Below are 14,269 nucleotides of genomic sequence, written 5' to 3'. Positions count from 1 at the left end.
GGGTAGGCCGGATTCAACCCGTGGACAGTCGCGGCCGGTGATCGGCCGCGCGTAGCTTCGGCAGGGCCGGTTCACCGGCCGGCACGGCCTCACCCCCCGGGGCCCGCCGCGCGGCCGTGCCCGTTCGGGGGCGGGCACGGCCTCGCTCACCCGTGGGCGGGGGTCAGGCGGGGGCAGGTGGTGGAGCGGGTGCCGAGGAAGCGGAAGCGGCCCGAGGCGACCTCGTAGAAGAACAGGCCGTCGCCGGTGTAGGTGCCGTTGGCCCGCTCGAAGGCGTAGGTCTTGGAGACGCCCTGGTGGGTGGTCCCGCGCAGGGTGGGCAGCAGGTCCCCGCGGCCGACCTGGGCGCGGCCCAGGTCCCGCGCGCACCGGGCCAGCAGGTGCACGGCGTCGTAGCCCTCGGCCGCGTAGAGCGGGGCGGGGCCGCCGTGGCGGGCGCGGAAGGCGGTGTCGAAGGCGCGGGCCGCCGGGGGCGCGGGGGCCGCGGCGGGGTCGACGGCGGTGGAGACCAGCAGCCAGCCCTCGGCGCTCGCGCCCGCCTCCTGGAGGAAGCGGGGGTCGTGCACGGCCTGGGTGGCGAGGACCCGGCCGCGGTAGCCGGCGGCTGCCAGGGCCGCGGCGAGGCGGGCCGCGCCGGTGGGTCCGCCGCCGTAGAGGACGGCGCCCGCGGCGGCCCGGACGGCTTCGCGGGCGAGGGGGCCGGAGCCGAGGCCGGGGCCGTCGCCGAACCCGTCGGACCGGGCTGCGGTTTGTCCCCGGACTTCCCGCCCGGCCCGCAGCCGGTGAGGACCAGCAGCCCCGCCAGTGCCCCGCTCAACGCCCCCGCCATCGCCGGCACACGCCGCGTGACCGCCCTCAGATCGCTCACCGGAATCCAACAGGTCGAGTATGAACGGCGGTTGAATCGGCCGCCGCGCGAATGCGCGGGGGTGCTGGGCATGCCGTGAAGCGGAGAGGCGTACTCCGTCCGGCGGGGGCACAGATTGGGCATATCGGGCTAAACCGCGGTGAGCCAACCCTGCGAACGGCCCCGCCGTCGCCATAGTCGTCCCTGGCAACCGCCAGGTTGCCGCCCAGCGCCGCGCGCCGCGGCCGGGCGGATGCTTTCGTAGAGGAGCCGGCTCATGCTGAAGCCCACCAGGACCATCCTCGCTCTCGCCGCCGGAAGCCTGGTGCTCGGCCTGGTCGGGGCCGGGACCTCGGTCGCGGACGAGCAACCGGTGGCCGAGGCCTCGACGTCGCAGCAGGCCGAGGCCGCGGCCATGCGGCACTCGATCGGCAAGGTCGTCTCGAAGGGCCCCCTGAAGGTCCGCAGCAAGCCGAACACCCGCTCCCGGATCGTCGGCCAGGTGTACCCGAACCGCACGGTCGAGATCGAGTGCAAGCAGTACGGCGAGTCGGTCGACGGGAACCGCGTCTGGTACCGCCTGCACGACGAGAACGGCAACAACGAGAACGGCAACAACGAGAACGGCAGCGACGGGAACGGTTCCGACCAGAACGGTTCCGACCAGAACGGCAGCAACGGGAACGGCACCTGGCCGGGCAGCGGCAACCAGAACGCCGGCACGGGCGGCAACCGCGGCGAAGACCGGGCCGCCTACGACCACGAGCGCTGGGTCTCGGCCCGCTACGTCAAGAACCTCAGCAAGGTGCGCTTCTGCCGCTGACTCCGCACGGTCCGGTCACCGGGCCGGTCAGCTGTCCGGGCGTACGGCGCGCGGCCCCACGCAACGCGCTCCGTACGCCCGGACCCGCTCGCGCAGTTCGCGGTCGGCCGTGACCACCACCACGACGCAGCCGCGGTCCGCATGGGCCGCGGCCAGTTCCACGATGCGGTCGTCGCCGCTCCCGGGCGCCGGGTCCACCCGTACGCCGGGAACGGACTCGACGCCCCGGGCGGCCCCTTCGACGACGAGGACGATCTCCTCGTCCCCGTCCCGCGCGGCCAGCCGGTCGCGCAGCCGCTCGGCCGCGCCCCGCCGGTCCCGCCACCAGCCGTCCGGTACCGAGCCGACGACGTTCGCGCCGTCCACGATCAGCACGTGCCCCATGGAGCCGTCCTAGAAGTCGCCGTAGTTGACCTGCCAGGTGGGCAGGCCCATCCGGCGCCAGACCGCGACCACCCGGTCCCGGTCGTCGAGCGAGACCCGGACCGCGTACCGGCCGCGCACGTGCGCGTCGAAGAGCTCGGCCTTCACCACGTCGTCGCGGCGCGTGTCGCCCGCCGCACGCATCCACAGCTCGTCGTACGGCACCCGGTGCCGCCGCAGCCAGGACTCGGTCTGCGGGCGGTGCTCCTCGCTCCGCCCCGACAGCAGCACGATCACGTCGCCGTCGGCCCGCCGGAAGGCGTCCAGGGCGTGCCGGACGGGCTCGTTGAGCAGGTCGAGCTCGCAGCGCGAGAAGTCGTACGGGCCGCGGTCGCCGGTCAGCGCGAGCGTCCCGTCGATGTCGCACATCACCGCGGCGGGCAGGGCCGGGTCGGCGACGTACTCCCGCACCGGCGGCGCGGCCACCTCGCCGGAGGTGCCGTTCAGCCACTCCGCCGTCAGCCGCCAGCCGCCCTTGCGGGCCTTCTGGTGCTTGTCGGCCAGTATGCGGATGATCTCCTCACCGACCTGCTTCTCCCGGGCGGCGTCCCGGCGCAGGCACTCCTCCAGCGGGACGTCGGTGAAGTCGTGCACGACGAAGGTGGCGAGTCCGCCGACGGCCGCCTTGAGCCGCTTGGGGATGTGCTTGGTCAGGTGGGTGTTGTCGACGACCACGTCGAAGCCGCCGTCGACGGCCGCACGGACCGCCGCGTCCTGGACGGCCAGCACGGTCTGCTCGTGCGCGTGGGACCGGCCCCGCTCGGGGTCCGGCAGGTCGAGCATGCTCCGCAGGTCGTCCAGGTTGACGCGGCGCATCCGGCCCCCGGACTCCGCCTGGAGGGCGCGCGCCGCGGTCGTCTTGCCGGAGGCCGGCAGCCCCGTCATGACGTGTACGACGGGCAGCGGGGGCTCCTCGTGCGGGGCCGGGTCCGCCGGACGGGCCGGGGCGGGGGCCTGGGCGGCCGCGGCCCGGGCGGGGCCGGGGACGCGCGGCGACGCGGCCGGCGGCGCGGGGGCCCGCACCTCTTCGGGCGCGGCTTTGGACACGGTCTGGTCCTCCTCGTCGGTGGCGTACGGGTCGGCGGTCTCCGGGCGCACGTGGCGCCAGGTGGTGAGCTCGGTCGGGCGGCCGTCGAGCCGCAGGAACATCGCCGCGCGGATCCCCCGGTCGCCGAGCCCCTTGACGGCGCGGGCGAAGGCGCCGCGGTCGCCGGCCAGGTGGACGAGTCCCGCGTAGGCCTCGTCGATGGCCTGCTCGTGGCGCGCGGCCTCGCCCTCCAGACGCGCGATCACCTCCCGGACCCAGGTGTCGAACTCGTCGGGCACCTGCTCCAGCAGTGCGTCGAGCGGCTTGCCGCCCGAGGCCTCGATGTCGGCGACCGTGCAGTTCAGGCCCTGGGCGAGCTGCTTGGCGGGCAGGGCGGCGAACCGCTGGATGCCGTGGCCGCGCCAGATGTCCCGCTCGGTGACGCCGGTGAGCACCTTGTGGAGCCGTACGTACTCGGACAGCTTGGCCTTGGCGCGCACGCCCGAGGCGAAGCGCAGCACGAAGCCCTCCGCGTCGGTGCCGGTCGCCGCGGCGCCGCCGGGCATGGTGCTGGACTCGGTCAGCGCGACCAGTTCGTCCAGGGGCATCGCGGGCCAGACGGTGACGACGGAGCCGATCCCCTCCCAGTGGGGCGCGGCCTCGGCGAGCGGGACCTCGGTGCCGTCCGCTCCGAACGCGGCGAGCAGGACGAGGTCGCGGCGGCCGCCGTAGTCGACGACGATGCGGTTCTGCGGGTAGAGGATCTCGGCGAGGTAGGTGGTCCCGGGGCGCAGGGCCGCGGTGTCCCTGGTGTCGAGGAGGCGCTGCGCCCAGGTGGACTGGGCGCTGTTGAAGGAACCCTTGGAGGCGACGTGCCAGCGGTCCGCGTAGTGGAAGACCACGGCGAGGCTGCCGTCGACCTTCTCGTAGACCTCGAACGGCTCGTCCGGCAGGGCGGGCGCGTAGGGCCGGCCCGCCGCGTGCTCGCCGACGTTGAAGAACTTCGGCAGCGGCAGGGCGACGACCGCGCCGGTGGTGTCGTCGGCGACGAGTCCGCGGCAGCGCGTGGTGACCTGGTTCCACACGCCTTCGTACTGGGCCGTCCGGGTGTAGGTGTAGATGGACAGCGGCAGTTCGGGGTGCGTCTTGCGGGTCACGTACCCGGCGTCGATCGCTTCCGCCAGCGCCTGTGCGGGCAGCAGGTCGTGAAGAGTCAGGCGGTCCTGGCTCATGGGTTCCTCCCGGTTTGAGATGGCTGATTCTCGCGTGCGGGAGGGTCTGCCCGGTAGTCAATTATGCCTGGTCGCGGCCCCGCCGAGGCGGTTGATGTCCTTCGGGCGCAGGGTGCGGCCGGCGACCTCGGTGCCGGGTGCGGCCACGGCGATCATGGCGCGGCCCAGTGCCTCGGTGGTGACGACGAGGTCCGGCGCGATCCGGCGGACCAGCGGGACGAGGGGGGCGGTGACGGTGTAGAGGACGCGGTAGAGGCGGGTCTTGGAGGGGACGCCGCGCACCGGCTGGACGATGCCCGGGCGGAACATGTAGGCCTGGAAGGGCAGTTCGAGCAGGTCGTTCTCGGTCTTCCCCTTGACCCGGGCCCACATGGACCGGCCCTGTTCGGTGCTGTCGGTGCCCTCGCCGGACACGTAGACGAAGGTCATCCGGGGGTTGGCGGCGGCGAGCGGGCGGGCCACCGCGAGCGTGAGGTCGTGGGTGACGCGCCGGTACGCCTCCTCCTTCATCCCGACGGAGGAGACGCCGAGGCAGAAGAAGCAGGCGTCGTACGCGGCCAGCCCGAGGTCGGGGGCGGAGAGGTCGGACGGGTCGTCCTGGACGCGTTCGCGCAGTTTGGGGTGGGTGACGCCGAGCGGGGTGCGGCCGATGGCGAGGACGCTGTCGACGGTGTCGTCGCGCAGGCATTCGCGGAGCACGCCCCGGCCGATCATCCCGGTGGCCCCGAAGAGGAGGACGTTCACGCGGCGCTCCTCATGCGGTCACGCAGAGCTCGTTGCCCTGCGGGTCGGTGAGGGTGGTCCACGTCCAGGGGCCCTGACGGCCGTCGTGGAGGAAGGTCGCGCCCTTGGCGAGGAGCCGTTCGACCACGTCCTTCGGGTCGTCGGACCCGGTACGGACGTCGAGGTGGACGCGGTTCTTGACCGTCTTGGCCTCGGGGACGAGCTGGAAGAGGATGCGGGGAGCGCCTTCCAGGCCGTCGGGGTGGCGGATCGCGGCGCCGACCTTCCACACGAGGGTGCCGCGGTGGGTCGTGGTGTCGTCCTCGGTCGCCTGGCCCGCGGCGATCACGCCGCGGATGAAGTCCTCATCGCTCGGCTCCACTTCCCAGCCGAGGGCGTCGGCCCACCAGTCCGCGAGCGGGTGCGGGTCCTGGGAATCGATGATCAGCTGAAACGTGTAGGCCATGCCGGGACCCTACTGAGGCGGCGCCGCGGCCGCCACAGGAGCGGGACGCGTCAGGGCCGGCGGCGCGCGGCTCGGCCGGGGGTGCCGCGGGGGCTCCGGCTCGAGGTCCGGCGGGTGGTGAGGAACGCGGCGCAGGTCAGGGCGCAGGCCCCGACGGCGATCCAGAGCAGGACCTCGCCCAGCGGGCGCAGCCACGGCAGCCCGGCCGGGTCCGCCGCGGAGAGGCAGGCGGTGGCCGTCATGCCGAGGGGGAACACGGTGGCCCAGCGCCGGATGTCATAGTGCGGGCGGGGGTGGCGCAGTTCGGCCCAGAGGAGGACGGCGTACCAGACGAGGGAGAGGGCCAGCGCCGCCAGCGTGGTGACGCGCAGCGCCGTGTGCGCCGTACCCGTCCATACGGGTGATGCCGTCAGATGGGCGCCGGCCAGTGCGGAGATGGACAGTGCGCCGCCCGCCACCCAGTGGTCGCCCGCGCCGCCGGTGACCTCGTGGAGGTCGAAGCGGACCAGGGCCGCGCCGTAGAGCAGCAGGCCGAGGCAGAACGCGGCCAGCGCCGCCCGGGCCAGCCAGTCGTGGTGGCCGGCCGCGGCCAGCACCGCCGCGAGCACGGCGAGCCCCTGGGTCGCGACGCAGACGAGGAACGCCACCCCGCCCATGCGCCGCCTCCAGTGGAGTACGACGGCCAGCAGCAGCCCGGGCCAGAGCGCCGCGGCGAGCGCCAGCAGCGCGGCGGCCGCGCTCTGCCACCCGAGCACCGAGAGCCGGGTGCCGAGCACGGTGGTGGCGGCGACGGCGGTGAGCGCGGCCGGGGTGTCGGCCTCGGCCCGGAACCTGCCGCGGTCCCCCAGCAGGCGGGCCGCGAAGTCGGCGGCGAGAACCAGCCACAGGGCCCCGGACAGGGCCAGCGCCACCAGGGAGAGCAGCTCGTACCCGGTCAGGTGCAGTCCGACAGAGAGGATGCCGACGGCCATGACGACGGCACCCGCCGCCGGCGGGAGACCGGTCCACCAGCAGCGATCGGGCAGAGGGCTCACCCCTCCAGCGGACCGCACCGTTCCGCAGGCCGCCAGCGGACGGGCGCGGGTCGGGCCGGGCCCGCGCGCCGTCGGCGTGGCCGTACGGCCGCCCGGTAGCGTCGCCACCGCTCGGCCGGTGGCCGGAACTCGATCTTGCCAGTGCACTTAGGCATACCTAACCATGGGCACACCCGAGTGGGCGTCCCCCCTCCGCACGCGCCCGCCGGCCACCGCTTCGGAACCCGTCCCCACCGAAGGAGCCCCCCACATGACCCCCCCTCCTCGACAGAAACCGGCCGTACGCCGTCGCCCTGTTCCGGATCGTCACGGGACTGCTGTTCGCCTCGCACGGCGCGGCCTCCCTGTTCGGCGTCCTCGGCGGCGCCCACGGCGGCGGCACGGTCCCGGCCGGTGCCTGGCCCGGCTGGTACGCGGCCGTCATCCAGCTGGTCGGCGGCGTCCTGGTCCTCGTCGGCCTCGGCACCCGGTCCGCCGCCTTCGTCGCCTCCGGCTCGATGGCGTACGCGTACTTCAGCGCCCACCAGCCGGACGCCCTCTGGCCGTTGCAGAACGGCGGCGAGCTCTCCGCCCTGTTCTGCTGGGCCTTCCTGCTGCTGGTGTTCACCGGCCCGGGCGCCCTCGCGGTGGACGGCCTGTTCGCCTCCCGGACCTCGGCGGGCCGCAGCCGCGGGGAGCGCAGCCCGGAGGCCGTGGCCGCCTGAGGCGTCGGCTAGCGTCGGCCCATGGACATGGACGAGCTCGGCGGCGTGGAGATCGTCGCCTTCCCGGACGCCGGGGCGTTCGAGGACTGGCTGGCCGCGCACCACACGCGCCACGAGGGCGTGTGGGTGAAGGTCGCGAAGAAGAGGTCCGGCATCCCGTCGGTGACCGACGACGAGCTCGTGGACGTCGGCCTGTGCTACGGCTGGATCTCCGGGCAGCGCCGGGCACTCGACGCGGACCACTACCTGCAGAGGTACGTGCCGCGCAGGCCCCGGAGCCTGTGGTCGCAGGTGAACGTCGACAAGGTCGCGGTGCTGACGGCCACCGGCCGGATGCGCGAGCCGGGACTGGCCGAGGTGCGCCGGGCGCAGGCGGACGGGCGGTGGGCAGGGGCCTACGCGTCGCAGAAGACGGCGGAGGTACCGCCGGACCTCGCGGCGGCGCTCGACGCCAGCCCCGCCGCCCGGGAGGCGTTCGAGGCGCTCGACCGGACCGGCCGCTACCAGGTGGTGCTGCCGCTGCTCCAGGCGCTCACCCCGGAGACCCGGCGGGCCCGGCTCGAACGGGCGGTGCGCATGCTGGCGACGGGCGAGAGCGCGTAAGCGTCAGGGCGCGGACCGCGTCAGGGCAGAAAGGCGCAGGGCCCGGCGCCCCGAGGGGTGCCGGGCCCTGCGGCCGGAGCGCACGCGGTTCAGGAACCGGCGTTCTTCGCGGCCTTCTCGGCCTTCTCGGCCTGCATCTCCTTGATCCGGACCGCTTCCTTGCGGACCTCGGCCTGGGTGGCGCGCTCGCGCTGGAGCCACTCGGGGGCCTCCTGCTTGAGCGCTTCGATCTGCTCGGTGGTGAGCGGCTCGGTGACCCCGCCGCGGGCGAGACCGGCGATGGAGACGCCCAGCTTCGCCGCGACCACGGGGCGCGGGTGCGGGCCGTTGCGCCGCAGCTCAACCAGCCAGGCGGGCGGGTCGGACTGGAGGGCGTTCAGCTCGGTGCGCGAGACGACACCCTCCTGGAATTCAGCGGGGGTGGCCTCGAGGTACACACCCAGCTTCTTTGCCGCGGTCGCGGGCTTCATCGTCTGGGTGCTCTGGTGGGACGTCATGCCGTCAAGAGTATCGAGCGTGTGCGCTACCTCCGACCACGACCGGTAACCTGGCGGGGTGACAGGCTCGGAAGTACCCCATGCGTTCCGGCTCGCTTATGTCCCCGGGGTGACCCCCACCAAGTGGATCCGGATCTGGAACGAGCGACTGCCCGACGTACCGCTGACCCTCGTGTCGGTGTCCCCCGCCGAGGCGTTCGGTGTGCTGCGCGACCGCGCCGCCGACGCCGGTTTCGTACGGCTGCCGGTGGACCGGGACGACCTCAGCGCGATCCCCCTCTACACCGAGACCACGGTCGTCGTGATCCCCAAGGACCACCTCGTGGCGGCGGTCGAGGAGGTCTCCACGGCGGATCTGGCCGGGGAGATCGTGCTGCACCCCCTCGACGACACCCTCGGCTGGGAGAAGCTGCCGGGACAGCCCGCGATCGAGCGCCCCGAGACGACCGCGGACGCGATCGAGCTGGTGGCGGCCGGGGTGGGCGTGCTCGTCGTCCCGCAGTCCCTCGCGCGCCTGCACCACCGCAAGGACCTCACCTACCGGCCGGTCACCGACGCCCCCGAGTCGCGCGTGGCGCTGTCGTGGCCGCAGGAGGAGACCACCGATCTGGTGGAGCAGTTCATCGGGATCGTCCGCGGGCGGACCGTGAACAGCACCCGGGGCCGCCCGGCCGCCGCCGCGCAGCCGAAGGCCACCGCCAAGGCGAAGGCCAAGGCCAAGGCCAAGCGCCCGGAGGCGGGCGGCGGCGCACCGCGCAAGGCCGCGCCGGGCAAGTCGGCGAGCCGGAGCCCCAAGGGCGGCAAGGGCGGAAAGCCCCGCCGCCGCTCGTAGCCGCCCCGGCCGGGCTCGACTCTCCGCCGGGCTCGGCCGCCGTCGGCGACGAGGGATCACGCCCACCCGCGCCCGTGCGCGCCCCCAGGGCGGCGCGCACGGAGCACGGTCCGCGGAAGGGCGGACCGTGACGGCCGGGTCCGGAGGACACCGGTGCCCCCGCGGTGTATGCAGGGGGGATGGATCTCCGGCCACCGCTCGCGTCCCGCCCACGGTCCCGGCAGGTGCGCCCCGCACAGCTGGCGGTTCCCTTCGCGCTGATCGCCCTGGTCACGGTGGTGGACGTACTCGCGCCGCCCGATGTCCACCTCGGCCCCTTCCTGGTCGCCGCACCGGCCGTCACCGCCTCCTTCGCCGGGCCGTGGATGACCGGGTTCGTCGGCCTGGTGGCGGTGCTGGCGCAGGCCGTGGTGGCGATGGTGCGCACGACCCTCACCGATCTCAACCACACCTTCCAGATCTGCGCGCTGATCATGATCTCGGTGTTCGTGACCCTCTTCGCCCACCTGCGCGAGGTGCGCGAGCGGGAGCTGGTCCAGCTGCGGTCGGTGGCCGAGACCGCCCAGCAGGTGGTGCTGCGGCCGCTGCGCGACCGGATCGGCCCGCTGGGCGTGGCCTCGCTGTACCTGGCCGCCGCGGCCGAGGCCCGGATCGGCGGGGACCTGTACGCCGCCGCCCGGACGGCCACGGGAACCCGGCTGATCATCGGCGACGTCCGCGGCAAGGGGCTGGAGGCGGTCGGGGACGCCGCGCTCGTCCTCGGCGCCTTCCGGGCCGCCGCCCACCAGGAGGCCGGCCTGCCGGGGCTGGTGGCCTACCTGGAGGCGGCGGTCTCCCCGGACCTGGACGACTCCGGGGACCAGGGCGAGAGCTTCATCACCGCGGCCGTCCTGGAGATCCCCGACGACGAACCGGTCCTGCACCTGGTCAGCTGCGGCCACCCGCCGCCCCTGCTGCTGCGCGACGGCCGGGCGCTCCCCCTCGACGTGGACCGGCCCTCGCCGCCGCTGGGCCTGGCGGGACTGGTGGCATCGTCCGTCACCGCGCACACCTTCGCCTTCGACGCGGGCGACGTCCTGCTCCTGTACACGGACGGCGTCCTGGAGGCGCGCGACGCGGAGGGCACCTTCTACCCGCTCGCGGAACACGCGGCCGCCTGGTCGGGCACCCACCCGCGCGCCCTCCTGGACCTGCTGTGCGCGGACCTGCTGTCGCAGGCGGCCGGCAGCACCCTCGGCGACGACGCCGCGATGGTCGCGATCGAACGGCTCCCGCACTGACGCGCGGTTTGCCAGAATCCGATCATGCTGAGCATCGGAACGATCGTGATGGGCGCCTCGGACGTACGCAGGGCGGCCGCATTCTGGGGCTGGGCGCTGGGGTACGTCCCGCGCGGCGGCGAGGTGTCGGACGGCTGGACCGTCCTGGTCCCGCCCGACGGCCACGGGCCGGGCCTGGCCCTCGGCCGCAGCACCTCCCCCGTACAGGAGCGCCCCCGCGTGCACCTCGACCTGTACGCCGCGGACGCCGCCGAGCAGGCGGCGGAAGTGACCCGCCTGGTGTCCCTGGGAGCCCGGCACGTCGACTGGGACTCCTACCCCGAGGACCCCGACTTCGTCGTACTGGCCGACCCGGAGGGCAACCGCTTCTGCGTCATCGACACCAGCCACGGCTGAGGCTTGCCGAGGCTTAACCCCTGCCGATCGCTCCCTTAAGCGGAACCTAAGGCTCTGGATGGGCGCCCCCGAACGGACGAATGTCCGTTTCGGGGCGGCTAGCGTGCTGCCGCACCCCAACTCCCCGGTAATACAAAGGCAGGCACGTGATGAGCAGGACAGTCGGGCACCGGCGCAGGGCGAGTCGTACGGCGAAGGTCACGGGCGCGGTCGTGGCGGCGGCGGTGATCGGGGGCGCGGCCTTCGCGTTCACCGGGACCGCGCAGGCCGGCTCCGTCGGGGCCGTGTACACGAAGTCCAGCTCCTGGAGCGGCGGTTACACCGGCCAGTACGTCATCACGAACGACTCCGGGCAGAGCATGGAGGGCTGGGAGCTCCGGTTCGAGCTGCCGTCGGGCGTGCGGATCGACTCGCTGTGGAACGGCGTGCACACGGTCGACGGGCAGCGGGTGACGGTGAAGCCCGCGGACTGGAACCGGCGGCTGGCGGCGGGAGCTTCCGTCACCGTCGGCTTCGTGACGAGCGGGCCGGGCGCCCCGGGCGACCCGACCGGCTGCCGCATCAACGGGCTGAAGTGCTCGGTGGACCAGGGCGCGACGGCCGGTCCGAGCGGACGCCCCACCGTCCGCCCCAGCACCGCGCCGACGGCGGCGCCCACCGCCACGGCCACCGCGGCCCCGACCGCGACCTCCGCCCAGCCGACCCGGCCCACGTCGCCCGCCCCCACCGGGACCGGCCCGGCCGGCCCCGGCGCGCGCTTCGCCCCGTACGTGGACACCTCGCTGTACCCCGCCTACGACCTGCTCGACACCGCGGCCAGGACCGGGGTGAAGGAGTTCCACCTGGCCTTCATCACCTCCGGCGGCGGCTGCGCACCGCTGTGGGGCGGTGTCACGGGCCTCGCGGACGACAAGGTCGCCGCCCAGATAGGCGCCCTGCGGGCCGAGGGCGGTGACGTCCGGGTGTCCTTCGGCGGGGCCGCCGGGCACGAACTGGCGCTGAACTGCGCCACCGTGGACGAACTCGCCGCCGCCTACGGCAAGGTCGTCGACCACTACAAGCTCACCAAGGTCGACTTCGACATCGAGGGCGCGGCCCTGCCGGAGACCGCGGCCAACACGCGCCGCGCCCAGGCCATCGCCCGGTTGCAGAAGGCGCACCCGGGGCTGGACGTGGCGTTCACCCTGCCCGTGATGCCCGAGGGCCTGACCCAGCCGGGTGTCGCGCTGCTGGCCGACGCGCGGAAGAACGGGGTGCGGATCGACGCCGTCAACATCATGGCGATGGACTACGGGCCCGCGTACAGCGGGGACATGGGCCAGTACGCCGTCCAGGCGGCGACGGCGACGCAGGCCCAGCTCAAGGGCGTACTGGGGCTCTCCGACGCGGCGGCCTGGAAGGCGGTCGCCGTCACGCCGATGATCGGCGTGAACGACGTCCCCAGCGAGATCTTCACCGTGGCCGACGCCACGCAGCTGGTGGACTTCGCCGCGTCGAAGGGGATCGGCCGGCTGGCCATGTGGTCCTCGACGCGCGACAAGCAGTGCGCGGCCGGAGCCGTCGGCCACGCCGACGCCACGTGCAGTTCCGTCCTCCAGGAGCCGCTGGCCTTCACCAAGGCGTTCGCGGCCTTCAAGTAGCCGTCCGGGCGCTACGCGAGGATGCCCGCGCGCGCGGCCAGGGCGAGTGCCACCTCGGGCCGCGGCGCGGGCCCCTGCACGGCCCGGGCCGGTGCCAGCAGCGCCGCCACGGCGGCCTCGTCGGCCGCGCGTTCCCGCGCCGCCGCCACGAACCCCTCGACGGCCTCGGTCAGGGTCCGCCGCCGCTCGTACGGCACGTCGCGCGAGTCCACGGCCAGTTCGAGGAACTCCTCGTGCGAGCCGGCCCAGGGCGCGGCGCCGTCCAGTCCGTCCTCGGGCAGCTCGTCCGGGTACGGGATGCGGTGCCAGGCGCCGTCCTGCCACCAGTAGACGAAACCGAGGAGGTTGCCTTCGGCGTCCTCGCGCAGGAGGTCCCAGGGCAGCCAGTCGGGGCCGCCCTCGAGGAAGTCGACCTGGCGGCCGCCGACATGGGTGTGGCTGCCGTCCGGGTCCTGGCCGCACAGGACGGCCCGCGCCCCGTCGAGCACGGTCAGCCGCCACCAGCCGCCGGCGCCGGTGGAGTGGCACCACACGCCGTCGTCGTCGACGGCGAACTCGGTCCGGTCGCCGCAGGCGGCGTCGAGGACGGCCAGGGTCACCGCCCTGGCCCAGAGCAGTTCGGGACGGTCCAGGTCCTCGGGCCGGCTCGGCTGGTGCATGGTGCGGGTTCCCTCCCCGTTCGCGCGGACCGTGCGCCGGTCCGCTGAGTCGGACAAGCCTCGCACGGGCCGCTTCGGCCGAATTGCCGATGGTCCGGGAGCACCGGACACGGGAGTCTGAGAAGTAGTGATTCGTCCTGCTTTCTGCCAGTTCCTCCGCGGACAGGAGCTCCCCGTGCTCGTCCTCGACTCCTCCCACTCCGACACCGCGCTCGCGCGGCGTGCCGCCGTACGCTTCGTCCGGACCCGCTGCCCCTGGGCCGACGTGCACGACGTCGTGCTCGTCGTCAGCGAGCTCCTGGGCAACGCCGTCCGCCACACGGACGACGGCGGCTGGCGCCTGCGCATGGCCTGCCGGCGGCCGGAGGAGCTGTTGGTCGAGGTGTCCGACAGCAGCAGCGTCCGCCCCGTGCCCCGCCCGGGTGACCCGGACAACGGCGGCGGGTTCGGCTGGGGCATCGCGCGGCAGCTGACCTCGTCGCTGACGGTGGTGCCGCACGGGGCCGGGAAGTCCGTACGGGCCGTCTGGCACCGCGAGACGCCGGCCGACGGAGGCCCGGCCGACGCCGGCGCGGTGATCGACGGCCCGGTGATCGACGGCGCAGTGATCGACGGCGCAGTGATCGGCAGCCCGGCCACCGGCAGCCCGGCCATCGGCAGCCCGGTCGTCGGCGCCCCCGTGCTCGCCGGGCCGGCCCTCAGCGGCCCGGTGCCCGGCTGACCTGGGCCAGGACCAGGACCGTGTCGTCGGCCGAGGTGCTGGGGACCAGGTTGGCCAGGATCCGGTCGGCCGCCGCCTCCATCGTGCCCCGCGCCCGCCGCAGCTGGTCGCGGAGCGCCGCCATGCCCGCGTCGATGTCCCGGCCCCTGGCCTCGATGAGGCCGTCGGTGTACAGGGCCAGGGTGGCCCCCTCCGGGAGGTCCAGCTCCGTCGTCGCGAAGGGGAACCCGCCCACGACATGCCGTCCATGTCGGCCAGCGCCTGGTTGAGGTGGACGTACCGCAGCCGTTCGTCGAGCACGACCAGGCCGATGGGGCAGGTCTCGAAGAGGGCGTCGAGGAAGGCCAGGTTCGTCTTGACCC

General features: G+C 74.2%; 17 protein-coding genes. 8 read left to right on the top strand and 9 right to left on the bottom strand.

All coding sequences use genetic code 11. The features are described from left to right. Positions 1 to 146: 146 nt before the first annotated feature. Positions 147 to 878 (bottom strand): hypothetical protein, encoded by a 732-nt coding sequence (locus ACFWP3_RS17370; protein WP_384221505.1) that lies wholly within the window; start codon positions 876 to 878, stop codon positions 147 to 149. Positions 879 to 1,124: 246 nt separating this feature from the next. Between ACFWP3_RS17370 and ACFWP3_RS17365 the strand changes: the two genes are divergently transcribed. Then, positions 1,125 to 1,670, top strand: a complete 546-nt coding sequence (locus ACFWP3_RS17365; protein ID WP_384221502.1) for an SH3 domain-containing protein — start codon at positions 1,125 to 1,127, stop codon at positions 1,668 to 1,670. A 27-nt stretch (positions 1,671 to 1,697) separates the two neighbouring features. On the opposite strand, the gene ACFWP3_RS17360 is transcribed toward ACFWP3_RS17365, so the two are convergent. The 5 genes from ACFWP3_RS17360 to ACFWP3_RS17340 are packed head-to-tail and all read right to left on the bottom strand — an operon-like array spanning position 1,698 to position 6,575. Beyond that, a complete protein-coding gene (locus tag ACFWP3_RS17360; RefSeq protein WP_384221500.1) occupies positions 1,698 to 2,054 on the bottom strand; it encodes an NTP pyrophosphohydrolase in 357 nt (118 codons plus the stop codon). Positions 2,055 to 2,063: 9 nt separating this feature from the next. Beyond that, entirely contained in the window at positions 2,064 to 4,352 is a 2,289-nt protein-coding gene (locus ACFWP3_RS17355; RefSeq protein WP_384221497.1) for an AAA family ATPase, read from the bottom strand. Positions 4,353 to 4,409: 57 nt separating this feature from the next. Next, positions 4,410 to 5,096, bottom strand: a complete 687-nt coding sequence (locus ACFWP3_RS17350) for an epimerase (protein WP_384221496.1) — start codon at positions 5,094 to 5,096, stop codon at positions 4,410 to 4,412. A gap of 10 nt (positions 5,097 to 5,106) precedes the next feature. Next, a complete protein-coding gene (locus ACFWP3_RS17345) occupies positions 5,107 to 5,541 on the bottom strand; it encodes a VOC family protein (RefSeq protein WP_384221493.1) in 435 nt (144 codons plus the stop codon). A 50-nt stretch (positions 5,542 to 5,591) separates the two neighbouring features. Then, positions 5,592 to 6,575 carry a tellurite resistance/C4-dicarboxylate transporter family protein gene (locus ACFWP3_RS17340; RefSeq protein ID WP_384221491.1) on the bottom strand — a complete coding sequence of 328 codons (984 nt, stop codon included), beginning with the start codon at positions 6,573 to 6,575 and terminating at the stop codon, positions 5,592 to 5,594. 293 nt (positions 6,576 to 6,868) lie between these two features. On the opposite strand from ACFWP3_RS17340, the gene ACFWP3_RS17335 reads away from it, so the two are divergent. Continuing rightward, positions 6,869 to 7,279 carry a DoxX family protein gene (locus tag ACFWP3_RS17335; protein ID WP_384221605.1) on the top strand — a complete coding sequence of 137 codons (411 nt, stop codon included), beginning with the start codon at positions 6,869 to 6,871 and terminating at the stop codon, positions 7,277 to 7,279. Positions 7,280 to 7,306: 27 nt separating this feature from the next. Next, positions 7,307 to 7,882 (top strand): YdeI family protein, encoded by a 576-nt coding sequence (locus ACFWP3_RS17330; protein ID WP_384221603.1) that lies wholly within the window; start codon positions 7,307 to 7,309, stop codon positions 7,880 to 7,882. 89 nt (positions 7,883 to 7,971) lie between these two features. Here ACFWP3_RS17330 and ACFWP3_RS17325 read toward each other — a convergent pair whose 3' ends face one another. Beyond that, positions 7,972 to 8,379 (bottom strand): DUF5997 family protein, encoded by a 408-nt coding sequence (locus ACFWP3_RS17325; protein ID WP_384221489.1) that lies wholly within the window; start codon positions 8,377 to 8,379, stop codon positions 7,972 to 7,974. Positions 8,380 to 8,437: 58 nt separating this feature from the next. Between ACFWP3_RS17325 and ACFWP3_RS17320 the strand changes: the two genes are divergently transcribed. From ACFWP3_RS17320 to ACFWP3_RS17305, 4 genes are all read left to right on the top strand, one after another. Then, a complete protein-coding gene (locus ACFWP3_RS17320) occupies positions 8,438 to 9,211 on the top strand; it encodes a LysR substrate-binding domain-containing protein (RefSeq protein WP_384221486.1) in 774 nt (257 codons plus the stop codon). Between the two features lie 179 nt (positions 9,212 to 9,390). Beyond that, positions 9,391 to 10,491, top strand: a complete 1,101-nt coding sequence (locus ACFWP3_RS17315) for a PP2C family protein-serine/threonine phosphatase (RefSeq protein WP_384221483.1) — start codon at positions 9,391 to 9,393, stop codon at positions 10,489 to 10,491. Positions 10,492 to 10,515: 24 nt separating this feature from the next. Continuing rightward, positions 10,516 to 10,887, top strand: coding sequence for a VOC family protein (locus tag ACFWP3_RS17310; RefSeq protein ID WP_384221480.1), 372 nt, complete (start codon positions 10,516 to 10,518; stop codon positions 10,885 to 10,887). Between the two features lie 149 nt (positions 10,888 to 11,036). Further along, entirely contained in the window at positions 11,037 to 12,527 is a 1,491-nt protein-coding gene (locus ACFWP3_RS17305) for a cellulose binding domain-containing protein (RefSeq protein WP_384221478.1), read from the top strand. Between the two features lie 11 nt (positions 12,528 to 12,538). Here ACFWP3_RS17305 and ACFWP3_RS17300 read toward each other — a convergent pair whose 3' ends face one another. Then, a complete protein-coding gene (locus ACFWP3_RS17300; protein WP_384221476.1) occupies positions 12,539 to 13,186 on the bottom strand; it encodes a hypothetical protein in 648 nt (215 codons plus the stop codon). A gap of 175 nt (positions 13,187 to 13,361) precedes the next feature. On the opposite strand from ACFWP3_RS17300, the gene ACFWP3_RS17295 reads away from it, so the two are divergent. After that, on the top strand, positions 13,362 to 13,907 hold the full coding sequence (locus tag ACFWP3_RS17295) for an ATP-binding protein (protein WP_384221473.1): 546 nt from the start codon (positions 13,362 to 13,364) through the stop codon (positions 13,905 to 13,907). Here the strand turns inward: ACFWP3_RS17295 and ACFWP3_RS17290 are convergent. After that, on the bottom strand, positions 13,885 to 14,142 hold the full coding sequence (locus ACFWP3_RS17290; RefSeq protein WP_384221471.1) for a SpoIIE family protein phosphatase: 258 nt from the start codon (positions 14,140 to 14,142) through the stop codon (positions 13,885 to 13,887). The genes ACFWP3_RS17295 and ACFWP3_RS17290 overlap by 23 nt on opposite strands. Between the last annotated feature and the right edge of the window lie 127 nt (positions 14,143 to 14,269).

The organism is Streptomyces sp. NPDC058525, assembly GCF_042719495.1.
Classification (GTDB): domain Bacteria; phylum Actinomycetota; class Actinomycetes; order Streptomycetales; family Streptomycetaceae; genus Streptomyces.
This window is presented reverse-complemented; position numbering and strand designations above follow the sequence as displayed.